The organism is Azospirillum sp. ST 5-10, assembly GCF_051225715.1.
In the GTDB taxonomy this organism is placed as follows: domain Bacteria; phylum Pseudomonadota; class Alphaproteobacteria; order Azospirillales; family Azospirillaceae; genus Azospirillum.
Genome location: NZ_JBPJSP010000001.1, coordinates 280,744 through 303,017, shown reverse-complemented (window position 1 = coordinate 303,017; position 22,274 = coordinate 280,744). Strand labels below are relative to the sequence as shown.

Sequence of the window (22,274 nt, the reverse complement as noted above, 5' to 3'; positions counted from 1 at the left end):
ATGGCGACTCGCATCATCGACAGCCCCCTCAGGCCCCTGCTCCTGACCGCCGCCGACGGCGCCCTGACCGCCGTCGGCTGGTGCACCGGGCCGGCGGGCGGCGACGCCGACCCCGTGCTCGATCTGGCCGCGGAGCAGCTCGCGGAATATTTCGCCGGGCGGCGCATCCGCTTCGCCCTGCCGCTGAACCCCCGCGGCACACCCTTCCAACACCGGGTCTGGCAGGCGATGGCGGAGATCCCCTTCGGACGGGTCGCCAGCTACGGCGACCTCGCCCGCTCGCTCGGCACCGCCGCGCGGGCGGTGGGCGGTGCGTGCGGGCGTAATCCCATCCCCATCGTGATTCCCTGCCACCGTGTCGTCGCCGGCGCGGGGCCCGGGGGCTATTCCGGCTTCGGCGGTCTGGACACCAAGGCCTGGCTGCTCGACCATGAGCGCGCCGCGGCCCTCGCCACCGCGTGAGGCCGAGCGAGTGCGGGACGAGACGACAACGAACGACGACAAGGGGAACAGAGACACATGGTGCACGCCATCCGCATCCACGAGCACGGCGGTCCGGAGGTCCTGCGCTGGGAGGAGGTGACGGTCGGCGACCCCGGCCCCGGCGAGGTCCGGCTGCGCCACACGGCGGTCGGGCTGAACTACATCGACACCTATCACCGGTCCGGCGTCTACAAGCTGCCGGCGATGCCGGCGGTCCTCGGGGTCGAGGGCGCCGGCGTGGTCGAGGCGGTCGGCCCCGGCGTCACCACGCTGGCGGCCGGCGACCGGGTCGGCTACGCGCCCGGCCCCATGGGCTCCTACGCCGAGGCGCGGGTGATGCCGGCCGACCGCCTGATCCCGCTGCCGAGCTGGATCCAGGACGAGCAGGCCGCCGGCATGCTGCTGCAGGGCATGACCGCCCAGGCGCTGCTGCGCTCCACCCACCGGGTGCAGGCCGGCGAGACGGTCCTGGTCCACGCCGCCGCCGGCGGGGTCGGCCTGATCCTGTGCCAGTGGGCCAAGCACCTCGGCGCGACGGTGATCGGCACCGTCGGTTCCGACGAGAAGGCAGAGCTCGCCCGGGCCCACGGCTGCGACCATCCCATCGTCTACACGCGTGAGAACTTCATGGAGCGGGTCAAGGCGCTGACCGGCGGCGAGGGCGTTCCCGTCGTCTACGACGGCGTCGGCAAGACAACCTTCATGGACAGCCTGGACTGCCTGCGCCCGCGCGGGCTGATGGTGCTCTACGGCGCCGCGTCCGGGCCGGTGCCGCCGCTCGACCTCCAGGTGCTGGCGGCCAAGGGATCGCTCTACGTCACGCGGCCGACGATCTTCTCCTACACCGCCAAGCGCGAGGAGCTGATGGCGAGCGCCGCCGACCTGTTCGAGGTGGTGCACGCCGGCGCGGTGCGGATCGAGGTCCGCCAGACCTTTCCGCTGCGCGAGGCCGCCGAGGCCCACCGTGCCCTGGAGAGCCGGCGCACCACCGGCTCGACGGTGCTGCTGCCGTAACGCCTATTCCGCCAGCCAGAGTGGATTCTTGAGCGCCTTGAGGAGCTCGGCGTGGGCGGCCAGCTCCTCCTCGCTCGCCGCGTGCGGCCGCGGCGGCCGCGCCGTGCGGGTGACGCGGACCGCGCCGTCGCTGCGGGCGGCCGGTCCGGCGGCCAGCGCCAGCCCGGCCTGCCGGCCGCCGCGCAGCTCGAGATAGACCTCGGCCAGGAGCTGGGCGTCGAGCAGGGCGCCGTGGTAGGAGCGGCCGGAGTTGTCGACGCCGAAGCGTTTGCAGAGCGCGTCCAGGGTGGCCGGGGATCCCGGGAACTTCTGCTTCGCCAGCGCCAGGGTGTCCACCGCGCGGCTGCCGGCCAGCGCGCCGAACCCCGCCCAGCCCAGCTCGGCGTTGAGGAAGGCCATGTCGAACGCGGCGTTGTGGATCACCAGCGGCGCCTCGCCGATGAAGGCGAGGAAATCGGCCACCACCTCGGTGAACAGCGGCTTGTCCGCCAGGAAGTCGTCGGTCAGCCCGTGCACCGCGGCGGCTTCCGCCGGCATCGCGCGCTGCGGGTTGATGTAGACGTGGAAGCGTTCGCCGGTCTGGACGTGGTTCACCAGCTCCACGCAGCCGATCTCGACGATGCGGTGGCCCTCCTCGGGCTTGAAGCCGGTCGTCTCGGTGTCCAGAACGATCTCACGCATGGGTCCTCATCCCCGGCTGGTAGCCGCGCGGCGGCCAATGACGGCCGCGCCGGCCTTTCACGTCGGCAAGCATGTCGGCCAGAGCCGCCCGCGTCCGCCGCTTTCCCGCCCCCGTCGGAACGACGTAGTCGGCGCGGCGGCGCTTTTCGGCGTCCGGCGTCTGGCGCGACAGAATAGCGGCGAACGTCTCTGGCGTCATGCCCGGTCGTGCCAGGACCCGCGCCCGCTGGACGGCCGCCGGCGCCGTCACCACCACGGTCCGGTCGACCCGCCGGTCGCCGCCGGTCTCGAACAGCAGCGGGACGTCGAGCGCCGCCACCGCCACGCCGCGCCGCGCCGCGGCGGCGAGAAACCGCTCCTGCGCCGCACGCACCCGCGGGTGGAGGATCCGCTCCAGCCGTTTCAGCGCCGCCGGGTCGCCGAACACCGCGGCGCCCAGCGCCCGGCGGTCGACGGCACCGTCGCGCACGGCCCCGGGGAAGGCCGCGGCGATGGCGCGGACGGCGGCGCCGCCGCGGCCCAGGAGACGGTGGACGACGGCGTCGGAGTCGCACACCGGCACGCCCATCCCCTCCAGCATCCGCGCCGCCGTGCTCTTGCCCATGCCGATGGAGCCGGTCAGGCCGAGGACGATCATTGCCGGGTCACCCTCCCAGCACGAAGCGGCGAAGCTCCTCGTCCACCTCGGGCTCCCGGCCGAACCAGGCGGCGAAGCCGGGCCGCGCCTGGTGCAGCAGCATGCCGAGGCCGTCCACCGTGCGGTTGCCCCGCGCCGCCGCGGCGGCGAGCAGCGGCGTCTCCAGCGGGGTGTAGACGATGTCGGTGACGACGGCGGAGCCCGGCAGGGCGTCGAGCGGGAGGTCGAGGGCGAGCTGCCCGGCCATGCCCTGGGTCGTCGTGTTGACCAGCAGCGCGGCGTCGCTCAGCAGCGTTTCACGTGAAACCCAATCGGCGACGGCGACGTGCCCGCCGATGTCGGCCGCCAGGGCCTCGGCCCGCTCGCGGGTGCGGTTGACCAGCACGACGGCCGGCGCGCCGTCGTCGAGCAGCGCCGCGACGACGGCGCGGGCCGCGCCGCCGGCGCCCACCACCACCGCCGGCCCGTCGGAGGCCCGCCACCCCGGCGCGCCCGCCCGCAGGTTCTCCAGGAACCCGAAGCCATCCGTGTTGCGGCCCTCCAGCGCACCGTCCTCGCCGACGACGATGGTGTTCACCGCGCCCATGCGCCGCGCCGTCCCGTCCAGCCGGTCGACCGCCGCCGCCGCCGCCTCCTTGTGCGGCACGGTGACGTTGCAGCCGCGGAAGCCGAGGGCGGGCAGGGCACGGATCGCCTCGACGGCCCGGTGCGGCGGCACCGCCAGCGGCACATAGGCGCCGTCGATGCCGTAGCGCTCCAGCCAGAACCCGTGCAGGCGGGGCGACCGCGAATGGCCGACCGGCCAGCCCATGACGCCGGCCAGCCGCGCTTTGCCGCTGATGATCATTCCGTGAGGATCCCCTGTGTCCGCGCGAACTCGAGCACCGGCAGGAGCGGCAGCCCGAGGATGGTGAAGAAGTCCCCCTCGACCCGGTCGAAGAGCTGGGCGCCGAGGCCCTCCAGCTGGTAGGCGCCGACCGACCCGAGGACCGCGTCGCCGGCGGCGTCGAGATACTCCTCGAGGAAGCGGTCGCTGAACGGCCGCATGGTCAGCCGCGCCCCGTCCACCCGGTGCCACAGCCGCCGGCCGTCGCGCACCACCACGGCGGCGCTGATCAGGCGATGGGTGCGGCCGCGCAGGGTGCGGAGCTGGGCACGCGCCTGTTCGCGGTCGCCCGGCTTGTCGAGCCACACGCCGTCGCACTCCAGCATCTGGTCGGCGCCCAGCACCAGGGCGCCGGGATGGCGCCGCGCCACGTGGCGCGCCTTCAGCTCGGCCAGCGCCTCGGCCGCCGCCTGCACGCCGACGCCGGCGTCCCGGCAGGAGCGCTTGACCGGCGCCTCGTCGACGTCGGCCGGATCACGCACCACGGGCACGCCGGCCTGGGCCAGCATCGCCGCCCGCGCCGCCGAGGCCGACGCCAGCACCAGCGCCGGGACGGCCTCCGCCGGACCGCCGTCGGCCGGCTCGGCCACGCCTCAGGCCCCCGCCGCCGGCGCCGCGCCGCCGCCGTGGCGGCGGGCCAGCAGCATCATGATCTCCGCCGCCGTCTCCTCGATGGAGCGCCGGGTCACGTCGATCACCGGCCAGCCGCGCCGGCTGAACATCCGCCGGGCCTCCTGGACCTCGCGCCGCACCACCTCGGGATCGACGTAGGTGGAGGTCTCCCCCTGGTTCAGCAGCTTCAGGCGGTTGCGACGGATCTGGATCAGCCGGTCGGGATCCTTGGTCAGCCCGACGATGAGCGGCCGGGTGAGCTTCTCGATCTCCGGCGGCAACGGGCAGCCCGGCACGATCGGGATGTTCGCCGCCTTGATGCCGCGGTTGGCGAGATAGATGCAGGTCGGCGTCTTGGAAGTGCGCGACACCCCCATCAGCAGCACGTCCGCCTCGTGCAGGTCCCAGGTGGACTGGCCGTCGTCGTGCGACAGCGCGAACTCCATGGCGTCCATGCGCCCGAAATACTCGGCGTCGAGGGCGTGCTGACGGCCCGGCTGGCGCTGCGATTCCAGCCCGAGATGGGCCGCCAGCGCGTTGATCAGCGGGTCGAGCACGGGGATGCAGGGAACCTGCAGCTCGCGGCAGACGTCCTGCAGGCGGCGGCGCAGCGGTTCGTCCACCAGGGTGAACATGACCAGCCCGGGATGCGACTTGATGCCGTCGATCACCATGTCGAGCTGCCGCTCGGTCCGCACCAGGTTCCAGAAATGCTCGATCGGACGGACCTGGTCGAACTGGATCACGCAGGCGCGGGCCACGCTGTTGATCGTCTCCCCCGTCGCATCGGATACCAGATGTAGGTGAAACTCTTTCATCATCCCCAACATGCTGTGGGAAAACGTGGGCCAACCTGTGGATATCCCGGCGTCCGGCGGATCCGTGCCCGGTCGCGGGTGTTCCACCCCCCGCGCCGTGCCCAGCGGGACGGATCCCCGGCACGGTCCGGAACCTGGGAACAGCCGTCCCGCCGGGTCAGTTTATCCCCACGACTCCCGTCCTTCCAACCCCCGCGATTCCTCACCGCAGGCCCGATCGCCGCGGAGTCGTCCACAGCGCCGGGAAACCCTGCGGCGCACCGTCGCCCGCCTGTGGACGGATCCGGGATCACCCGGGATCACCGTTATCCACAGGGATCCGCATCCTCTTCCAATCCCCTTCTAAAAAGAATAGTGAGATAGGGGAGAGCCAAGACCGATCCTCCGACGAAGGACCAGCCGGTGCCGGAATCCCGCAAGCCGCTCCTCGCCACCCTCGCCGGCGCCGTCAGCCAACGCCCGCCCTTCTGGCTGATGCGCCAGGCCGGTCGCTACCTGCCGGAATACCGCGAGGTCCGCGCCCGGGCCGGCAGCTTCCTCGACCTCTGCTACAACCCGGAGCTGGCCGAGGAGGTCACCCTGCAGCCGATCCGCCGCTACGGCATGGACGCGGCGATCCTGTTCTCGGACATCCTGGTGGTGCCCCACGCGCTGGGCCAGCGGCTCGACTATCTGGAGGGCGAGGGGCCGAAGCTGGAGCCTGTGCGCGGTGCCGCCGACCTCGGCCGGTTGAGCCGCGAGCGGTTCCACGAGTGCCTGGCCCCGGTCTACGAGACGGTGCGGCGCCTGTCGCGCTCCCTGCCGCCGGAGGTGGCGCTGATCGGCTTCGCCGGCGCGCCCTGGACGGTCGCCACCTACATGGTGGAGGGCGGAGGCAGCAAGGAGTTCGCGGCGATCAAGAGCTGGGCCTACGCCGATCCCAAGGGATTCGCCGCGCTGATCGACCTGCTGGTCGAGGTCACCGCCGACTATCTCTCGGCGCAGGTCGATGCCGGTGCCGAGGTGGTGCAGCTGTTCGACAGCTGGGCCGGCGTGCTGCCGGCCAGCGCCTTCCGCCGCCTCGTCATCGAGCCGACGCGGGCCGTCGTCGCCCGCGTCAAGGCGCGCCACCCCGCCGTTCCGGTCATCGGCTTCCCGCGCGGGGCCGGGCTGCTCTACGAGGATTACGTCAGCGACAGCGGCGTCGACGCCGTCGCCCTCGACACCACCGTGCCGCCGCTGTGGGCGGCGCGCACCCTGCAGCCGCGCCTGCCGGTGCAGGGCAACCTCGATCCCATCATGCTGGTGGCGGGCGGCGCGGCGCAGGAGGCGGCGGTTGCCGAGATCCTCGAGGCGCTGGCCGGGCGGCCGTTCATCTTCAATCTCGGCCACGGGATCACCCAGAAGACGCCGCCGGAGCACGTGGCCCAGCTGGCCCGCCAGCTGCGCGCCTGGCCGGCCAAGGGTTGAGACGCGAGAAACCGACGCAGGAGGGCACCGGTGTACGAATGGGTCAAGGCGCTGCACGTCATCAGCATCATCGCCTGGATGGCGGCGCTGCTCTACCTGCCGCGCCTCTACGTCTACCATTGCGAGGTGGCGCCGGGTTCGCCGGCCTCGGAGAAGTTCAAGGTGATGGAGCGCCGGCTGCTGCGCGCCATCATGACGCCGGCGATGATCGCCTCCTACGTCTTCGGGATCTGGATGCTGGTGATCCTCCCCGGCTGGCTCAGCGACGGCTGGCTGCACGCCAAGCTGCTGCTGGTCGTGCTGCTGACGGTCATGCACGGGATGATGGCGCGCTGGCGCCGCGCCTTCGCCGAGGACCGCAACACCCACCCTCAGCGCTACTTCCGCATCATGAACGAGGTGCCGACCCTGCTGATGATCGGCATCGTCATCCTCGTCATCGTCAAGCCGTTCTGAGTCACGCCGCCCCGGCCGGCCGCCGGCGCAGCGCCTTCTCCGCCTCGACGATGAGGAACAGGAGGACGCCGCCGCCGGCCATCGCCGCCCAGTCGACGGGCCCGATCGGCGCCGTCCCGAACAGGGCGTTCATCGGCGGGGCGTAGGTGAAGGCGAGCTGCAGGGCGACGATCAGGGCGATGGAGATCCACACCGGCCGGCTGCCGAACAGGCCGGAGCGGTTCAGCACCGAGGCGTGGACGGCGCGGGCGTTCAGCAGGAAGAACACCTCGCCCAGCACCAGCGCGTTGACCGCCATGGTGCGGGCCCGCTCCAGGGTCGATCCGCGCGCCTCCTCGTAGAGGAAGAAGCCGAAGCTCGCGGCGAGCAGCAGCACCGCCACCAGCACCATGCGCACGACGAGGACGGCCGGCAGGATGCCTTCCTGCGGCGGCCGCGGCGGCCGTTTCATGACGTCCGCCTCCGGCTTCTCGAAGGCCAGCGCCAGCCCCAGGGTCACCGCCGTCACCATGTTGACCCAGAGGATCTGCACCGGGGTGATGGGCAGGGTGTAGCCGGCCAGCACGGCCACCAGGATGACCAGCGCCTGGCCGCCGTTGGTCGGCAGCATGAACAGGATGGTCTTGCGCAGGTTGTCGTAGACGGTGCGCCCTTCCTCGACGGCGTGGGCGATTGAGGCGAAGTTGTCGTCGGCCAGCACCATGGCGGCCGCCTCCTTGGCGGCCTCGGTGCCCTTGCGCCCCATGGCGACGCCGACGTCGGCCCGTTTCAGGGCCGGCGCGTCGTTGACCCCGTCGCCGGTCATCGCCACGGTGTGGCCGGTGCTCTGCAGCGCCTTCACCAGGCGCAGCTTGTGCTCCGGCGTGGTGCGGGCGAAGACGTCGGTCTCCTCGGCGGCGCGCACCAGATCGGCGTCGGCGATGCGGTCCAGCTCCGGGCCGGTCAGCGACCGCCCGTCGGCGGCCAGCCCGAAACGGCGGCCGATGGCGCGCGCCGTCACCGCGTGGTCGCCGGTGATCATCTTCACCCGGATGCCGGCGGCCCGGCAGGCCGCCACGGCGGCGACCGCCTCCTCGCGGGGCGGGTCGATGAGGCCGCACAGGCCGAGCAGGGTGAGGCCTTCCTCGAGGTCGGACATCTCCAGCTCGGTGGAGCCGGGCAGGGCAGGGCGGCCGGCGATCGCCAGCACCCGCTGGCCGTCACCGGCCAGCGCGTCGACGCGGGCGTGCCAGGCGTCGGCCTGCAGCGGCACCGGCCCGCCCGGGCCCAGGACCTGGCTGCACATGGTCAGCACCCGTTCCGGCGCACCCTTGACGTAGACGACGCCGTGCCCCTCGTGGTCATGGTGCAGGGTGGCCATGAACTTGTGCTCGGACTCGAAGGGGATGACGTCGCCGCGCGGACGATGGCCGCGTTCGCCCTCGGGATCCAGGCCGGCCTTGAGGGCGAGCGCCAGCAGGGCGCCGTCCGTCGGGTCGCCGGCGAGCCGCCATTCGCCGTCGCCGTCGCGGTGGAGGTCGGCGTCGTTGCACAGCAGGCAGGCGCGGGCGATCTCCGTCAGGATGTGGTTCTCGCCGGGCTCGACGTCGCCGCCGTCGAGCAGGAAGCGGCCGTCCGGGCGGTAGCCGATCCCGCTGACGGCGAAGGTGGCGTCGAGGGTGGCGACGGTCTGCACCGTCAGCTCGTTGCGGGTCAGGGTGCCGGTCTTGTCCGAGCACACCACGCCGACCGAGCCCAGGGTCTCCACCGCCGGCAGACGGCGGATGATGGCGTTGCGCCGGGCCATCCGGGTGACGCCGATGGCGAGCGTGATGGTCATCACCGCCGGCAGGCCTTCGGGGATCGCCGCCACCGCCAGCCCGACCGCCGCCATCACCATCTCCGGCCAGGGCTGGCCGTCGAGGACGGTGCCGTAGGCGAAGGTCGCCGCCGCGGTGGCCAGGATCACCGCCGACAGCCGGCGCCCGAACACCGCCATCTGCGCCAGCAGCGGGGTCGTCAGGGTCTGCACCTCGGCCAGCAGGGTGCCGATGCGGCCGATCTCGGTGCGGTCGCCGGTGGCGACCACCGCGCCGAGGCCCTGCCCCTGGACCACCAGGGTGCCGGAATAGGCCATGCCGGTGCGGTCGCCCAACGCCGCGTCCTCCGCCACCGCGAGGGTGGTCTTGGCGACGGGGAGGGATTCGCCGGTCAGCGCCGCCTCCTGCACGCGCAGCCCCTTGGCCCGCACGATCCGCAGGTCGGCCGGCACGCGATCGCCCGAGGCCAGGATCACCCGGTCCCCGGGCACCAGCTCCTCGGCGGGCAGGGCGAGCTGGTGGCCGTCGCGCAGCACCGTCGCATGGGGCGACAGCATGCCGCGGATGGCGTCCAGCGCCTGTTCGGCCTTGCCCTCCTGGACGTAGCCGATCAGCGCGTTGATCAGGACCACCCCGGCGATCACCCCGGCGTCGGTCAGCTCGCCCAGCAGCAGGCTGACGAGGCCGGCACCGATCAGCACGTAGATCAGGATGTTGTCGAACTGCACCAGGAAGCGCATCAGCGCCGAGCGGCGCTTGGGCGGGGTCAGGCGGTTGGCGCCGAAGCGCGCGAGCCGGTCCGCCGCCTGGGCGGCGGTCAGGCCGCCGTCGGGGCTGTCGAGGGCGTCGAGCGTCTCGTCGGCGGAGCGGGCGTGCCAGGGGGCGTCGAGGGATCCGGTGTCGAGCGGGCTCATCCTGCGGCTCCTCGGAACGGTCCGGTGGGGAAAGGGATGCCTCAGACGTCGTGAGACGGCGCCGCCATCGCCAGACCCTGCGACAAAAATCCCGAACGGGCCGGGAGCGGCCGCCGGCGACGGGGAGATCGGGATGCACGGTGCGATGGACGCCATGGCTCTTGCGGGGTACGCAATCAGTGCGATATGTCTGGAAATCGGCACCACTCGACGGCGAAGGGCCTTGGCGGCCGTCGCGCCGGAACCGTCGGCGGCGCGTTGCCGCACGGGCCGAAGTCCTTCGACCCGCCTCCTCTTTCGTTTGACTTGAAGGGCCCGATCCGCTACCCAATGTGTACCGCGGGGCTCGACGACCCGCGGACGTTCCATCCTACCCGGCGATACCACGCTTTCAGCGTCAACTCCGGCGTACCGGCCCTCGCCATTCGCCGGCTACGGCGACCGACTCCGTCGGCCTTTCGCCGACGCCGTCTTCCCCCGGCGCACCCCCCGCCGGCCAGGGCCATCCTCCCGAATCATCCGACCGATCATGTCCATAGGCCACCGATGCATCTCCAAGAGTTGAAGTGCAAGAGCCCCGCAGAGCTTCTGGCGTTCGCGGAGGAGCTTCAGATCGAGAACGCCAGCACCCTGCGCAAGCAGGACATGATGTTCGCCATCCTCAAGCAGCTGGCCGAGAACGACGTTCCGATCTTCGGCGACGGGGTGCTGGAGGTGCTGCAGGACGGGTTCGGGTTCCTGCGCTCGCCGGAGGCCAACTATCTTCCCGGTCCCGACGACATCTACGTCAGCCCCAGCCAGGTGCGCCGTTTCGGCCTGCGCACCGGCGACACGGTGGAAGGGCAGATCCGGGCGCCCAAGGACGGTGAGCGCTACTTCGCGCTGCTCAAGGTCAACACGATCAACTTCGACGCGCCGGAGAAGGTGCGCCACCGCATCAACTTCGACAACCTGACGCCGCTCTATCCCGACGAGCGGTTGCGCATGGAGGTCGAGGATCCCACGAAGAAGAACTACACCGGCCGCATCATCGACCTGGTGGCACCCCTGGGCAAGGGGCAGCGCGGGCTGATCGTCGCGCCGCCGCGCACCGGCAAGACGGTGATGCTGCAGAACATCGCCCACTCCATCGCCACCAACCACCCCGAGGCCTACTTGATCGTGCTGCTCATCGACGAGCGGCCGGAAGAGGTGACCGACATGGCGCGGTCGGTGCAAGGCGAAGTGATCTCCTCCACCTTCGACGAGCCGGCGGCCCGCCACGTCCAGGTCGCCGAGATGGTGATCGAGAAGGCCAAGCGGCTGGTCGAGCACAAGCGCGACGTCGTCATCCTGCTCGACTCCATCACCCGCCTGGCGCGCGCCTACAACACGGTGGTGCCGAGCTCCGGCAAGGTGCTGACCGGCGGCGTCGACGCCAACGCCCTGCAGCGGCCCAAGCGCTTCTTCGGCGCCGCCCGCAACATCGAGGAGGGCGGGTCGCTGACCATCATCGCGACCGCCCTGATCGACACCGGCAGCCGCATGGACGAGGTGATCTTCGAAGAGTTCAAGGGCACCGGCAACTCGGAAATCGTCCTCGACCGCAAGCTCTCGGATAAGCGCACCTTCCCGGCGATCGACGTCTCCAAGTCGGGTACCCGCAAGGAGGAGCTGCTGGTCGACCGCGGCACCATGTCGAAGATGTGGATCCTGCGCCGCATCCTCATGCCGATGGGGGTCACCGACGCCGTCGACTTCCTCGTCGACAAGCTGAAGTACACGAAGTCCAACGCCGACTTCTTCGAATCGATGAACCAGTAGGCGAAAAAAAGACGCGGGGGCCGCAAGCCCCCGCGTCGGTTTTCAGGCGCCCGGCGCCCGGCCGTTCAGAACGGCGGCTGGCCTTCCGGCTTCGCCTCGCCGCCCTGGGCCTGGCCGGCCTGCGCGGCGATCTGGCGGCGGAACAGGTCGGCGAAGTCGATGGGATTGATCATCAGCGGCGGATAGCCGCCGTCGCGGGTGGCCTCGGCGACGATGGCGCGGGCGAACGGGAACAGCAGGCGCGGCCCCTCGATCATCAGCACCGGGCGGTGATGCTCCGGGGCCAGGCCCGGCAGCTGGAACAGGCCGCCGTAGGCCAGCTCGACCAGGAAGGCGGTGTTCTCGTTCTGCTTGGCCTCGCAGCGCAGGTGGAGGACCACCTCGTAGACGTTCTCGGCGGCCAGGCGCGCCTGCACGTCGACGCCGATGTTGACCTGCGGCTGCGGCTGGCCCGGCATCAGGCTCTGCGGCGCGTTCGGGTTCTCGAACGAGAAGTCCTTGATGTACTGGGCGAGGATGTGCACCGGCATGGCGCTGGCGCCGCCCTGGGCGTTCTCGCCGGCACCGTTGCCGGCGGCCGTCGGTTGGTCGGACATGATGGAACTCCTGGCCGGCAACCGGCCATTTCAGGGGTTGAGCCTGGGGCTGGCTAGCACGGATCCTTGTAGCCGGCAACCCGCTGCCGCCCGCCCGGACGTGGTCGTCGGCGCCGAGCGGGCCTCCCCGGATCGGGCCGCCTGCGGCCGGGCCGGGGCGAAGCCGCCGGCTCCGCGCTGTGCCGCCTTCTGTCCGAGTCGCCCTGCGGGTTTTCGGCGCCCGCCGCCCTGCCGGCGGGGTTGGGAAAGGCTGCTCAGCCGCGCCGGTCGGAATCGTCGCGCGCGGGCCGCCAGCGTGACTCCTCCAACCGCGGCGCCGCCCCGTCGTTCCCGTCGCGGGGATGCACCTCCTCGTACTCGACGTCGATCACCCGGCCCGGCGAGGGCCGGCGCGGGTCCGTCTCGCGGCCGTTCGTCCACACCCGCAGGTCGCCGCGCCCGCGCATCCGCTCCAGCATCCAGCGGCCGAGCGCCGCCCGCAGCGGCGGCACGAACAGCAGGATGCCGAGGAGGTCGGTGACGAAGCCGGGGATGATCAGCAGGATCGACCCGGCGACGATGCAGAAGCCGCGGAACACCGCGTCCACCGGCAGCTCGCCGCGGTCGGTGCAGGCCTGGGCCTCGCGCAGGACGGCCAGGCCCTGGCGGCGCAGCAGGACGGTGCCGGCGAGGCCGGCCAGCAGGATCAGGCCAATGGTCGGCAGCACGCCGATCCACGATCCGACCTGGATGAACACCGCGATTTCCACCAGCGGGAGTAGAAGGAACAGCAACAGCGGATTCATGCCCATCCTTGCTCTTTGGGACCCAAGCCCCTATGTAGTCGGGAGGAAACACCGCCCGTACCGAAACCGGGCACCTCGTCTGGTGGGCACCCTTTGGGTACACTTAGTCACAGCCTGCCGGGGGGTCCAGGGCAAACCCACAAGGACCGCGCCGATGGGTGATGGATTCGTGTTCATCGAGATCGTCATATTCGCGATGATCGCGGCTTTCCTGGTTTACCGGCTGCGCAGCGTGCTCGGCCGCCGCAACGGCGAGGAGCGGCAGCGGCCGAATCCCTACGCGCCGCGGCCGGACCAGGGACGCCCCGACAACGTGGTGACGATGCCCGGCCGGCCCCGCGGCCAGCCGAGCGAGCCGGCCTCGCCGGACGAGCCCCTGTCGCTCGCCGCCGCCATCGCCCAGATCGCCGGCGTCGACCCGAACTTCGACGAGAAGCGCTTCCTCCAGGGCGCCCGCGCCGCGTTCGAGATGATCGTCGACGCCTTCGCGCGGGGCGACACCGCGGCGCTGCGGCCGCTGCTGTCCGACGACGTGTACGAGAACTTCGCCCGTGCCATCCGCGAGCGCCAGGCGGCCGGGGAGACCCTGGAGACCCGCATCGAGAGCATCGAGGACGCCGACGTCGCCGAGGCCCGGCTCGACGGGCGCACCGCGCTGGTGTCGGTGAAGTTCGTCTCCCATCAGGTGAACGTCACCCGCGACGCCAACGGCGCCATCGTCGACGGCGATCCCAACACGGCGGTCGAGGTGGTCGACATCTGGACCTTCGCCCGCGACACGCGGTCGCGCGATCCCAACTGGGCTCTGGTCGAGACCCGCACCCCGTCGTGATCCGCCTCCGCCCGCCGTTCCCGGGCGTCCGGCAGCCCCGGGCGTTCGGGATCGCCGCCGTTCTCGCCGCCTTGGCGCTCGGTGCCTGCGAGCGCGCCAGCGAGCCCGAGCCGACGCCCGATCGCCTGACCCTCACCCGCGTCGCCTACGAGGCGCTGCCCGGCTGGTCGGCCGACCGCGTGGCCGAGGCGGTGCCCGCCCTGGCACGCTCCTGCGCGACGCTGAAGGGCAAGCCGGACGACCGGCCGGTCGGGCCGGACGGCGTCGCCGGGACGGTCGCCGACTGGCGGCCGCCGTGCGAGAGGCTGGCGGCCCTGCCGCCCGGCGACGACGCCACGGCGCGCGCCTTCTTCGAGGAATGGTTCACCCCCTACGCCGCCGCCAACGGCGAGGAGCGCGCCGGACTCTTCACCGGCTACTACGAGGTGGAGCTCAGGGGCTCGCGCACGCCGAACCTCGACTTTCCCGCCGCGCTCTACCGGCGGCCGCCGGATCTGGTGACCGTCGACCTCGCCGCCTTTTCCGACCGCTGGAAAGGCGAACGCATCGCCGGCCGGGTCGTCGACGGCGCGCTCAAGCCGTACGAGGACCGCGCGGCGATCGAGGCCGGGGCGCTGAAGGGCAAGGGGCTGGAGCTGCTGTGGGTCGACGATCCGATCGGCGCCTTCTTCCTGCAGATCCAGGGCTCGGGCCGCATCACCCTGCGCGACGGCAGCCAGGTCCGCGTCGGCTACGACGGCCAGAACGGGCACCGCTACTTCGCCATCGGCAAGGCGCTGATCGACCGCGGCGCCCTCACCCGCGAGGAGGTCTCGCTCCAGTCCATCCGCGACTGGCTGCGGGCCCACCCCGCCGAGGCCGACGGGGTGATGAACCTCAACCCGTCCTACGTCTTCTTCCGCGAGTTGGGCGGCGAGGGGCCGACGGGGGCCCAGGGGGTGACCCTGACCGCCGGCCGCAGCCTCGCCGTCGACCGCCGCTTCGTGCCCTACGGCGTGCCGGTGTGGCTCGACGCCGAGGATCCGCTGGACGGCGGGGCGCGCCTGCAGCGCCTGCTGATCGCCCAGGACACCGGCGGCGCCATCCGCGGGCCGGTGCGCGGCGACGTCTTCTGGGGCTACGGCGACGAGGCGGAACGGCGCGCCGGGGCGATGAAGAGCCGCGGCGGCTATTTCCTGCTGCTGCCGCGCGGCGTCGAGCCGCGGGCGTAGGTCACGCCGCGGCGCAGCCGTCGTCGTCGGCGCGGCGGGCCTGCTCCCAGGCGAGCAGGGCGCGCTTGCGCGGCACCCCGTAGCGGTAGTTGTGGACGACCCCCGACTTCTGGATCACCCGGTGGCAGGGGATCAGCACGCACACCGGGTTGCGCCCCACGGCGGCGCCCACCGCCCGCGACGCCGTCGGCTGGCCGATGGCGCGGGCGACGTCCTCGTAGCTGACCACCGCTCCTTCCGGAATGCGCAGCAGCGCCTCCCAGACCTTGATCTGGAAGTTGGTCCCGCGCAGCAGCAGGCGGATCGGCTCGCCGCCGGCCGCCGCCGGGGCGAACACCCGCGCCACCAGCGGGGCGGTGGCGTCGGCGTCCTCCACCAGCCGCGCCGCCGGCCAGGCGGCGGCGAACTCGGCGCGGGCGTCGGCCCCGTCCTCGGCGTCGGAGAAGCTCAGCCAGCACACGCCGCGGTCGGTGGCGGCGATCAGGGCGCGCCCGAACGGGCAGTCGTGCAGGCCCCAGCGGATGGTCAGGCCGTGGCCCAGCGCCTTGTACTCGCCGGGCGTCATCGCCTCGCAGGACACGAACAGGTCGTGCAGGCGCGACGGTCCCGAGAGGCCGACGTCGAGCGCGGTGTCGAGCACGCTGCGGTTCTCCTCCAGCAGACGCTTGGCGCGGTCGAGGGTCAGGAACTGGACGAAGCGCTTCGGGCTGATGCCGACCCAGCGGCTGAACAGGCGCTGGAAATGGAACGGGCTCATGCCGGCGGCGGCGGCCAGATCCTCCAGCGTCGGCTGCTCCGCCCAGTGCTCGACCATGTGGCGGATGGCGCCGGCGATGGCGCGGTGGTGGCGCGCGTCGGCGGGATCGTCGATGGGATGGAGGCAGGACATGGCAGGTCTCCCCGGTTCACGCCGACGACTGTGGCGCGCTGCCGGCGGCGCTCCAACCCGTTTCTTGCGCCGTCCTACACCGGGCTGGGACGGCAGGGCGGGCGGCGCCAGGCGTCGAGGGCGCGACGCAGCGCCCGGGCGAAGTCCGCCCGCTCCTCGGGGCTGAGGAAGGAGCCGACCACCACCGACTGGCCGTGCGAGGACAGGGTCACCTGGCTTTCGTGCCGCGGCGGGTCGTCCATCGTCACCCGCAGCCAGTTGGGCTGGAAGCGCCACAGCCGTTCCGGCTGCCGCCAGGCCACCCGCTGCACCGTCAGGTCGGCCTCGGTCAGGCGCACCCGCTCGTAGCGCCGCGCCGACCGGTAGTTGGCGCGGAACGCCCAGTAGAGCAGCAGCACGTCGAGGCCGAAGAAGCCGGTGACCGGCCACGCCCCCTGCATCAGGAAGAGGACGCCGACGCCGGCGCTGACCAGCACCACCGCCGTCATCAGCACCAGGAAGCCGGTGCGCCCCAGGCTGCGGTGGGGGTGCAGGATGGCGTCGAAGAAGACGCGGACGCCCGTCTGGCGGGCCTGGTCGTCGCTGCCGTTCATGGTCGTCGATCCTGCCCCCGATTGCGTTTCCCGTAAAGCCGGCTACAGTCGGCCCCATGGAAACCCCCGCCGTCGAAGAACTGTTCCGCCGCCTGGCCGCCGCCAACCCGGAACCCAGGAGCGAGCTGGAATACGTCAACCCCTTCACCCTGCTGGTCGCCGTCGTGCTGTCGGCGCAGGCCACCGACGCCGGCGTCAACAAGGCGACCCGCGCCCTGTTCGAGCGGGTGCGCACGCCGCGCCAGATGCTGGAGCTCGGCGAGGAGGGGCTGCGCCAGCACATCAGGACCATCGGCCTCTTCAACACCAAGGCCAAGAACGTCATCAAGCTGTCGGAGATCCTCGAGCGCGACCACGGCGGCGAGGTGCCGCGCGACCGCGACGCGCTGGAAGCGCTGCCCGGCGTCGGCCGCAAGACCGCCAACGTGGTGCTCAACGTCGCCTGGGGCGAGGAGACGATGGCGGTCGACACGCACATCTTCCGCGTCGCCAACCGCACCGGCCTGGCCCCGGGCAAGACCCCCGAGGCGGTGGAGCGGCGCCTGCTGGCGGTGGTGCCGCCGCCCTACCGCCGGCACGCCCACCACTGGCTGATCCTGCACGGGCGCTACGTCTGCAAGGCGCGGCGGCCGGACTGCCCGGTCTGTGCGGTGCGCGACCTCTGCGCCTATCCGGACAAGACGAAGCCCGGCACGGCGGCGGCCGTGCCGGGCTGATGTCGGGTCAGGGCCGCGGGCGCGGACGGTTCACTCCGCCGGGGCCATCTCCGGGGTCGGCGCGGCCGCCGCCGGCGCCGCCGTGCCGCCGGCGGCCGGGCTGAACACCTGGATGTCGCCGATGAGGCGGCCGCCGGCCTCGACCTCCAGCTCGCCGTAGCGGATCGAGCCGTTGATCTTGCCGGTGGAGCGCACGCGCAGACGGCCGCGCACCTTGATGTCGCCTTCGAAGCGGCCGCCGATGTCGGCCTCGTCGATCTCGACCGAGCCCTTGAACAGGCCGGACTCGGCGATCTCGATGTTGCGGCCGTCGCGCAGCTTGGCCTCGACGGTGCCCTCGACGACCAGCACGTCGCACGAGGCGATCTCGCCGGACAGGGAGATGTCGCGGCCGACGGTCAGGCGGCGCTGTTCGACGGTCGCCGCGGGGGCGGGAGCAGGCGGCGGGGCAACCGGCGCCGGTGCCGGCGCGGCGGCGGCCGGGGCGGCTTCGGGGCGCCGCGGCACGGCACCCGGCATGTCCACCATGCGGCGCGGGATGTCGGCCTTGAAGGCCGGGGCGGCGGCGGGCGAGGTCGGCGGCTTGGGCGGTGCGGTGTTCATGTCGGAAGCCTTGTCGGAGTAGGGCGAGCGGAGCGTCGGCGCCAAGCTCGGCTGCGGCGACGCCGGCGAATGCGAAGGCGCGGGGACCACGGCCGAGCCAGGGGACTCCGCAGTGGGTTCGTCCGGGTACGGGATCTCGGCGGTCGGCGGGAGTGGTGTCGGCGCCGGAGCCGCGGGCGCCAAGGTCGGCGCGGCGGCTCCGGCTGTGTCGGCGCCCGCGAGCTTGGGCGAGCCGGCCGGCGGGGTCTTTCGTCCGAACAGCATGCAGGAAGTCCCCTGGTTCTGGTCAGGTCGGATGGGCGTCTTCGGTGACCGCGCCATGGTCCGCGCGAAGACCATGAAAGCGGGTTATCACGGTCATCCCGGCGGCCGCAAGTGGCCATTCTTGGAATGAAAGACGTGCGCCACGAAGGCCGTCGCAATGACCGGGACGAACAGATTCAGCACCGGGACCGTCGAAAGGAAGGCGATAATGACACCGGCCACAAAAGGTCTCAGGCCCGCTTCGCGCCGGGCCTGCGCGGCGCCGCGGCGGCCGACGCGGCGGATCGCCACCAATTCGTAGTACTCACGCCCCAGGAGATAGCCGTTGACGAGGTAATAGACGGCGAGATTCAACCCCGGTGCCGCGATGTAGAACGGCAGCGCCACCAGGTTCACCGCCACCACGACGGCCAGGAAGCGCAGCGCCGTGCCGAACTCGACCAGCCACCCCGGCGACGAGGCCGGCGGCAGGCCCGGGTAGTGGCGGCGCTCCACGGCGTCCACCACCTCGTCCAGCAGCAGGCTGGACACCGCCGCGACGACACCGGGGAACAGCACCCAGGCGGCGATCAGCACGAGCAGGCCGCCCAGCACGTCGATGGCGGCGTCGATCCAGGCCCAGTCGGTCAGGGCGGTGCCCAGCAGCAGCCATTCCACCAGGACGAACAGGCCGACGAACGCCGCCAACGCCCCGATGACGCCGATCAGCACGATGCGGCGCGACGCCGGATCCGACAGTTGCGAGAACCCGAGCACCAGCGCGCGGATCATGGCGGTTCCTCCTTCGCGGACACCCCCGACGTTCTAGCCACGCCGCCGCGGCGCGGCAAGGGCGCCGGCCGGCCTTGTGATGGCGCCCGGCCCCGCTATACTCCGCCGACCCCGACGGTCCGCCATCAACATCAGGAGTTCCCATGGACGCCGCAGCGTACGACGTCACCGGCATCGGCAATGCCATCGTCGATGTGATTGCCCATGCCGACGACGCCTTCCTCGCCGCCAACGGCATCGACAAGGGGGCGATGACCCTGATCGACGCCGCCCGGGCCGAGGAGCTGTACGGCCGCATGGGCCCCGGCATCGAGGTCTCCGGCGGCTCGGCCGGCAACACCATGGCCGGCTTCGCCTCGCTGGGCGGCACGGGCGCCTACATCGGCAAGGTCTGCAACGACCAGCTCGGCACCGTCTTCCGCCACGACATCCGCTCGGCCGGCGTCCACTTCGCCACCGACCCCCTGCACGACGGCGCGCCGACCGCGCGCTGCCTGATCCTGGTGACGCCCGACGCCCAGCGCTCCATGAACACCTATCTCGGCGCCTGCGTCGAGCTGGGGCCGGAGGACATCGACGAGGCGCTCGTCGCCGCCTCGCGGGTGACCTACATGGAGGGCTACCTCTGGGATCCGCCGCGCGCCAAGGAGGCGTTCCGCAAGGCCGCCGGCATCGCCCACGGCGCCGGCCGCGCGGTGTCGCTGTCGCTGTCGGACGCCTTCTGCGTCCACCGCCACCACGGCGAGTTCTTCGACCTCGTCGAGAACCACGTCGACGTGCTGTTCGCCAACGAGCACGAGATCGGCGCCCTCTACGGCACCGACCGGTTCGAGGAGGCGCTGGCGGCGGTGCGGCGGCTCGGCAAGGTGGCGGCCCTGACGCGCAGCGAGAAGGGAGCGGTCGTCGTCGCCGGCGGCGAGGTGCACGAGGTGCCGGCGGATCCCGTGGCCCACGTCGTCGACACCACCGGCGCCGGCGACCTCTACGCCGCCGGCTTCCTCTACGGCTACACCCGCGGCCTGGCGCCGGCGGTGTGCGGCCGCCTCGGCGCCGTCGCGGCGGCCGAGATCATCGGCCACGTCGGCGCCCGCCCGGAGGTGTCGCTGGCCGGGCTCGTCCGCGCCAAGGGCGTGCTGTAACGCCGGCATGCCGTAAAGCCTTGGGTTGGCGGGGGCGCTGCGCTAAGGTTTCCGCCGCCCTCCTGCGCCTCGCCTGCCGCGGACCCGCTCCATGCAAGTCTACCTGCCGATCGCCGAGATGTCGGTCAACGCCCTGGTCGTGCTGGTCATGGGCTGGCTGGTCGGGTTCCTCTCCGGCATGTTCGGCGTCGGCGGCGGGTTCCTGATGACGCCGCTGCTGATCTTCATCGGCGTGCCGCCGGCGGTGGCGGTGGGCACCCAGTCCAACCAGCTCGTCGCCGCCAGCGTGTCGGGCGTGCTGGCCCACTGGCGGCGCGGCAACGTCGACGTCAAGCTGGGCGTGGTGATGCTGCTGGGCGGCCTGGTCGGCACCTCGATCGGCGTGTGGATCTTCGGCATCCTGCAGCGGCTGGGGCAGATCGACATCGCCATCGGCCTCAGCTACGTCTTCTTCCTCGGCGTCATCGGCTCGCTGATGCTGGCGGAGAGCACCCGCGCGCTGCTGCGCCGGCGCTCGCCGACGGCGACCCGCGGCAAGCTGCACCACCACATCTGGCTGCACGGCCTGCCGCTGAAGATGCGCTTCCACCGCTCCAAGCTCTACATCTCGGCCCTGCTGCCGGCCGGGATCGGCGCCATCGGCGGCATGCTGGTGGCGATCATGGGCATCGGCGGCGGCTTCATGCTGGTGCCGGCGATGATCTACCTGCTCAACATGCCGACCGCCCTGGTGGCCGGCACGTCGCTGTTCCAGATCATCTTCACCACCGCCATCGCCACCCTGCTGCACGCCGCCACCAACCACACCGTCGACGTCATGCTGGCGCTCCTGCTGCTGGTCGGCGGCGTGGTGGGGGCCCAGTTCGGCACCAAGGCCGGCGGCTACCTGCGCGGCGAGCAGGCGCGCGCCCTGCTCGGCCTGCTGGTGGTGGCGGTGGCGCTGCGTCTCGCCTGGGACCTGGTGGTGACGCCGGAGGACCTGTTCACCGTGAGCAGCGGGGTGGTGCGATGACCCTGGTGCGCCGGGGGGCCGTCGTCGCCGGCGGACTCGCCGGCGCGGTGCTGGCCGCCGCGCTCGCCCTGGCGGTGACGGCGCGCGCCCAGTCGCTGGTCGCCGACCTGTCGAGCCACCTCATCGCCATCACCACCGGCTTCACCGGCACCGAGGTGGTGCTGTTCGGCTCCACCGGCGGCGAGGGCGACGTGGCGGTGGTGGTGACCGGTCCGCGCATCGACGCCACCGTGCGCCGCAAGGCGCGCATCGCGGGCATCTGGGTCAACCGCAACAGCGCGGTGTTCGAGCAGGTGCCGAGCTACTACGTCGTGGCGAGCAGCCGGCCGCTGGAGGACTTCGCCGGCGATCCCGTGCTGGAACGCCACCAGATCGGCACCGCCAACCTGATCCTGGAACCGAGCGAGCCGCTGCCGCCGGCCGAGTTGGTCGCCTTCCGCGCGGCGCTCATCCGCAACAAGCAGCGCGAGGGGCTCTACGGCGCCGAGCGGGCGGAGGTGAACTTCCTTGGCGAACGGCTGTTCCGCACCAACATCTACTTTCCGGCCAATGTGCCGACGGGCCTCTACAACGTGGAAGTGTTCCTGATCCGCAACGGCGAGGTGGTCAGCGCCCAGACCACCCCGCTGGTGGTGTCCAAGGTGGGCTTCAGCGCCGAGGTCACCGATTTCGCCCGCGGCAAGCCGCTGCTGTACGGCGTCGTCGCGGTGATCGGCGCCGTGGCCGCCGGCTGGTTGGCCGGAGCCCTCTTCCGAAAGGTGTAGCGATGAGCGAACCGACCGCCCCCGAAGCCGCCGATCCCGCCACCCCGGCCACCCCCCCGGCCGCCATGCCGCAGCGCATCTTCCTCGTCGTCGTCGACGAGAGCCCGGAGCTGAAGGTCGCGCTGCGCTACGCCTGCCTGCGCGCCAAGAAGTCGGCCGGCCGCGTCGCCCTGCTCTACGTCATCGAGCCGGGCGAGATGCAGCACTGGCTGGCGGTGGAGAACCTGATGCGCGAGGAGCAGCGGACCGAGGCGGAGCAGACCTTGCAGAAGCTGGCCCGCGAGGTGGTGGCGATGACCGGCACCCTGCCGGTCCTCTACATCCGCGAGGGCGACCGCCGCGACGAGCTGATGGCGCTGATGGAGGAGGAACCCGGCATCTCCATCCTGGTGCTGGGCGCCGGGATCGGCCCCGAAGGGCCGGGGCCGCTGATCTCCTATTTCACCGGCCGCGGCATCGGCAAGCTGGGCATCCCGCTGACCGTGGTGCCGGGCGGCCTCAGCGACGAGCAGCTCGAAGCCATAACCTGACCGCCGTTCCGCGCCCA

Annotated in this window: 24 protein-coding genes; 12 read left to right on the top strand and 12 right to left on the bottom strand. The window is 72.0% G+C overall.

The features are described from left to right. Together ACSBPG_RS01490 and ACSBPG_RS01485 are read left to right on the top strand one after the other, a co-directional pair. Positions 1-462, top strand: coding sequence for a methylated-DNA--[protein]-cysteine S-methyltransferase (locus ACSBPG_RS01490; protein ID WP_435535316.1), 462 nt, complete (start codon positions 1-3; stop codon positions 460-462). Between the two features lie 57 nt (positions 463-519). Further along, entirely contained in the window at positions 520-1,497 is a 978-nt protein-coding gene (locus ACSBPG_RS01485; RefSeq protein ID WP_435535315.1) for a quinone oxidoreductase family protein, read from the top strand. Between the two features lie 3 nt (positions 1,498-1,500). On the opposite strand, the gene dnaQ is transcribed toward ACSBPG_RS01485, so the two are convergent. From dnaQ to ACSBPG_RS01460, 5 genes are read right to left on the bottom strand one after another with little or no spacing between them, the layout of a single operon-like run. Next, the gene (gene dnaQ, locus ACSBPG_RS01480) at positions 1,501-2,178 is read right to left on the bottom strand and encodes a DNA polymerase III subunit epsilon (protein WP_435535314.1); all 678 of its coding nucleotides are present in this window, start codon (positions 2,176-2,178) and stop codon (positions 1,501-1,503) included. Next, complete coding sequence (gene coaE / locus ACSBPG_RS01475) at positions 2,171-2,815, bottom strand: dephospho-CoA kinase (protein ID WP_435535313.1); 645 nt, start codon at positions 2,813-2,815, stop codon at positions 2,171-2,173. The genes dnaQ and coaE overlap by 8 nt, the downstream gene beginning before the upstream one ends. 7 nt (positions 2,816-2,822) lie before the next feature. Further along, positions 2,823-3,659 (bottom strand): shikimate dehydrogenase, encoded by an 837-nt coding sequence (locus tag ACSBPG_RS01470; protein ID WP_435535503.1) that lies wholly within the window; start codon positions 3,657-3,659, stop codon positions 2,823-2,825. Next, positions 3,659-4,291: a Maf family protein gene (locus ACSBPG_RS01465; RefSeq protein ID WP_435535312.1), complete on the bottom strand. Its 633-nt coding sequence runs from the start codon at positions 4,289-4,291 to the stop codon at positions 3,659-3,661. The genes ACSBPG_RS01470 and ACSBPG_RS01465 overlap by 1 nt, the downstream gene beginning before the upstream one ends. A 3-nt stretch (positions 4,292-4,294) precedes the next feature. After that, entirely contained in the window at positions 4,295-5,131 is an 837-nt protein-coding gene (locus tag ACSBPG_RS01460; protein WP_435535502.1) for a pyruvate, water dikinase regulatory protein, read from the bottom strand. Positions 5,132-5,533: 402 nt separating this feature from the next. Here ACSBPG_RS01460 and hemE point away from each other — a divergent pair, with 402 nt between their 5' ends. After that, entirely contained in the window at positions 5,534-6,580 is a 1,047-nt protein-coding gene (gene hemE, locus ACSBPG_RS01455; protein WP_435535311.1) for a uroporphyrinogen decarboxylase, read from the top strand. 30 nt (positions 6,581-6,610) lie between these two features. Beyond that, positions 6,611-7,036, top strand: coding sequence for a protoporphyrinogen oxidase HemJ (gene hemJ / locus ACSBPG_RS01450; RefSeq protein WP_435535310.1), 426 nt, complete (start codon positions 6,611-6,613; stop codon positions 7,034-7,036). A 1-nt stretch (position 7,037) separates the two neighbouring features. Here hemJ and ACSBPG_RS01445 read toward each other — a convergent pair whose 3' ends face one another. Then, positions 7,038-9,749 carry a cation-transporting P-type ATPase gene (locus ACSBPG_RS01445; RefSeq protein WP_435535309.1) on the bottom strand — a complete coding sequence of 904 codons (2,712 nt, stop codon included), beginning with the start codon at positions 9,747-9,749 and terminating at the stop codon, positions 7,038-7,040. Between the two features lie 546 nt (positions 9,750-10,295). Here ACSBPG_RS01445 and rho point away from each other — a divergent pair. After that, positions 10,296-11,552: a transcription termination factor Rho gene (gene rho / locus ACSBPG_RS01440; protein ID WP_435535308.1), complete on the top strand. Its 1,257-nt coding sequence runs from the start codon at positions 10,296-10,298 to the stop codon at positions 11,550-11,552. A 65-nt stretch (positions 11,553-11,617) separates the two neighbouring features. On the opposite strand, the gene secB is transcribed toward rho, so the two are convergent. Together secB and ACSBPG_RS01430 are read right to left on the bottom strand one after the other, a co-directional pair. Next, positions 11,618-12,148: a protein-export chaperone SecB gene (secB, locus tag ACSBPG_RS01435; protein ID WP_435535307.1), complete on the bottom strand. Its 531-nt coding sequence runs from the start codon at positions 12,146-12,148 to the stop codon at positions 11,618-11,620. Positions 12,149-12,402: 254 nt separating this feature from the next. After that, complete coding sequence (locus ACSBPG_RS01430) at positions 12,403-12,933, bottom strand: FxsA family protein (protein WP_435535306.1); 531 nt, start codon at positions 12,931-12,933, stop codon at positions 12,403-12,405. Between the two features lie 154 nt (positions 12,934-13,087). On the opposite strand from ACSBPG_RS01430, the gene ACSBPG_RS01425 reads away from it, so the two are divergent. Together ACSBPG_RS01425 and mltA are read left to right on the top strand one after the other, a co-directional pair. Beyond that, entirely contained in the window at positions 13,088-13,765 is a 678-nt protein-coding gene (locus tag ACSBPG_RS01425; RefSeq protein ID WP_435535305.1) for a Tim44/TimA family putative adaptor protein, read from the top strand. Next, positions 13,762-14,976, top strand: coding sequence for a murein transglycosylase A (gene mltA, locus ACSBPG_RS01420; RefSeq protein ID WP_435535304.1), 1,215 nt, complete (start codon positions 13,762-13,764; stop codon positions 14,974-14,976). Before ACSBPG_RS01425 ends, mltA begins: the two co-directional genes overlap by 4 nt. Before the next feature lies 1 nt (position 14,977). Here the strand turns inward: mltA and ACSBPG_RS01415 are convergent, their stop codons facing one another. Then, on the bottom strand, positions 14,978-15,865 hold the full coding sequence (locus tag ACSBPG_RS01415) for a bifunctional transcriptional activator/DNA repair enzyme AdaA (RefSeq protein ID WP_435535303.1): 888 nt from the start codon (positions 15,863-15,865) through the stop codon (positions 14,978-14,980). 74 nt (positions 15,866-15,939) lie between these two features. Beyond that, positions 15,940-16,458, bottom strand: a complete 519-nt coding sequence (locus ACSBPG_RS01410; RefSeq protein ID WP_435535302.1) for a DUF2244 domain-containing protein — start codon at positions 16,456-16,458, stop codon at positions 15,940-15,942. Between the two features lie 56 nt (positions 16,459-16,514). Between ACSBPG_RS01410 and nth the strand changes: the two genes are divergently transcribed. Beyond that, on the top strand, positions 16,515-17,174 hold the full coding sequence (gene nth, locus ACSBPG_RS01405) for an endonuclease III (RefSeq protein WP_435535301.1): 660 nt from the start codon (positions 16,515-16,517) through the stop codon (positions 17,172-17,174). A gap of 30 nt (positions 17,175-17,204) precedes the next feature. Here the strand turns inward: nth and ACSBPG_RS01400 are convergent, their stop codons facing one another. Beyond that, positions 17,205-17,777, bottom strand: a complete 573-nt coding sequence (locus tag ACSBPG_RS01400) for a bactofilin family protein (RefSeq protein WP_435535300.1) — start codon at positions 17,775-17,777, stop codon at positions 17,205-17,207. A gap of 357 nt (positions 17,778-18,134) precedes the next feature. Then, entirely contained in the window at positions 18,135-18,812 is a 678-nt protein-coding gene (locus ACSBPG_RS01395; RefSeq protein WP_435535299.1) for an EI24 domain-containing protein, read from the bottom strand. Positions 18,813-18,955: 143 nt separating this feature from the next. Here ACSBPG_RS01395 and ACSBPG_RS01390 point away from each other — a divergent pair, with 143 nt between their 5' ends. The 4 genes from ACSBPG_RS01390 to ACSBPG_RS01375 all read left to right on the top strand — a co-directional run bounded on the left by ACSBPG_RS01390 (position 18,956) and on the right by ACSBPG_RS01375 (position 22,257). Then, a complete protein-coding gene (locus ACSBPG_RS01390) occupies positions 18,956-19,951 on the top strand; it encodes an adenosine kinase (RefSeq protein ID WP_435535298.1) in 996 nt (331 codons plus the stop codon). Between the two features lie 91 nt (positions 19,952-20,042). Next, positions 20,043-20,963: a sulfite exporter TauE/SafE family protein gene (locus ACSBPG_RS01385; protein ID WP_435535297.1), complete on the top strand. Its 921-nt coding sequence runs from the start codon at positions 20,043-20,045 to the stop codon at positions 20,961-20,963. Then, positions 20,960-21,727, top strand: a complete 768-nt coding sequence (locus ACSBPG_RS01380; protein WP_435535296.1) for a TIGR02186 family protein — start codon at positions 20,960-20,962, stop codon at positions 21,725-21,727. Before ACSBPG_RS01385 ends, ACSBPG_RS01380 begins: the two co-directional genes overlap by 4 nt. A 2-nt stretch (positions 21,728-21,729) precedes the next feature. Further along, complete coding sequence (locus tag ACSBPG_RS01375) at positions 21,730-22,257, top strand: universal stress protein (protein WP_435535295.1); 528 nt, start codon at positions 21,730-21,732, stop codon at positions 22,255-22,257. Positions 22,258-22,274: the final 17 nt, after the last annotated feature.

Coding starts and splice junctions, on each gene's coding strand:
- ACSBPG_RS01490 (WP_435535316.1), top strand. CDS start 1: ATGGCGACTCGCATCATCGACAGCCCCCTCAGGCCCCTGCTCCTGACC.
- ACSBPG_RS01485 (WP_435535315.1), top strand. CDS start 520: ATGGTGCACGCCATCCGCATCCACGAGCACGGCGGTCCGGAGGTCCTG.
- dnaQ (WP_435535314.1), bottom strand. CDS start 2,178: ATGCGTGAGATCGTTCTGGACACCGAGACGACCGGCTTCAAGCCCGAG.
- coaE (WP_435535313.1), bottom strand. CDS start 2,815: ATGATCGTCCTCGGCCTGACCGGCTCCATCGGCATGGGCAAGAGCACG.
- ACSBPG_RS01460 (WP_435535502.1), bottom strand. CDS start 5,131: ATGAAAGAGTTTCACCTACATCTGGTATCCGATGCGACGGGGGAGACG.
- ACSBPG_RS01445 (WP_435535309.1), bottom strand. CDS start 9,749: ATGAGCCCGCTCGACACCGGATCCCTCGACGCCCCCTGGCACGCCCGC.
- rho (WP_435535308.1), top strand. CDS start 10,296: ATGCATCTCCAAGAGTTGAAGTGCAAGAGCCCCGCAGAGCTTCTGGCG.
- secB (WP_435535307.1), bottom strand. CDS start 12,148: ATGTCCGACCAACCGACGGCCGCCGGCAACGGTGCCGGCGAGAACGCC.
- ACSBPG_RS01430 (WP_435535306.1), bottom strand. CDS start 12,933: ATGAATCCGCTGTTGCTGTTCCTTCTACTCCCGCTGGTGGAAATCGCG.
- ACSBPG_RS01425 (WP_435535305.1), top strand. CDS start 13,088: ATGGGTGATGGATTCGTGTTCATCGAGATCGTCATATTCGCGATGATC.
- ACSBPG_RS01415 (WP_435535303.1), bottom strand. CDS start 15,865: ATGTCCTGCCTCCATCCCATCGACGATCCCGCCGACGCGCGCCACCAC.
- ACSBPG_RS01410 (WP_435535302.1), bottom strand. CDS start 16,458: ATGAACGGCAGCGACGACCAGGCCCGCCAGACGGGCGTCCGCGTCTTC.
- nth (WP_435535301.1), top strand. CDS start 16,515: ATGGAAACCCCCGCCGTCGAAGAACTGTTCCGCCGCCTGGCCGCCGCC.
- ACSBPG_RS01400 (WP_435535300.1), bottom strand. CDS start 17,777: ATGAACACCGCACCGCCCAAGCCGCCGACCTCGCCCGCCGCCGCCCCG.
- ACSBPG_RS01395 (WP_435535299.1), bottom strand. CDS start 18,812: ATGATCCGCGCGCTGGTGCTCGGGTTCTCGCAACTGTCGGATCCGGCG.
- ACSBPG_RS01390 (WP_435535298.1), top strand. CDS start 18,956: ATGGACGCCGCAGCGTACGACGTCACCGGCATCGGCAATGCCATCGTC.
- ACSBPG_RS01385 (WP_435535297.1), top strand. CDS start 20,043: ATGCAAGTCTACCTGCCGATCGCCGAGATGTCGGTCAACGCCCTGGTC.
- ACSBPG_RS01380 (WP_435535296.1), top strand. CDS start 20,960: ATGACCCTGGTGCGCCGGGGGGCCGTCGTCGCCGGCGGACTCGCCGGC.
- ACSBPG_RS01375 (WP_435535295.1), top strand. CDS start 21,730: ATGAGCGAACCGACCGCCCCCGAAGCCGCCGATCCCGCCACCCCGGCC.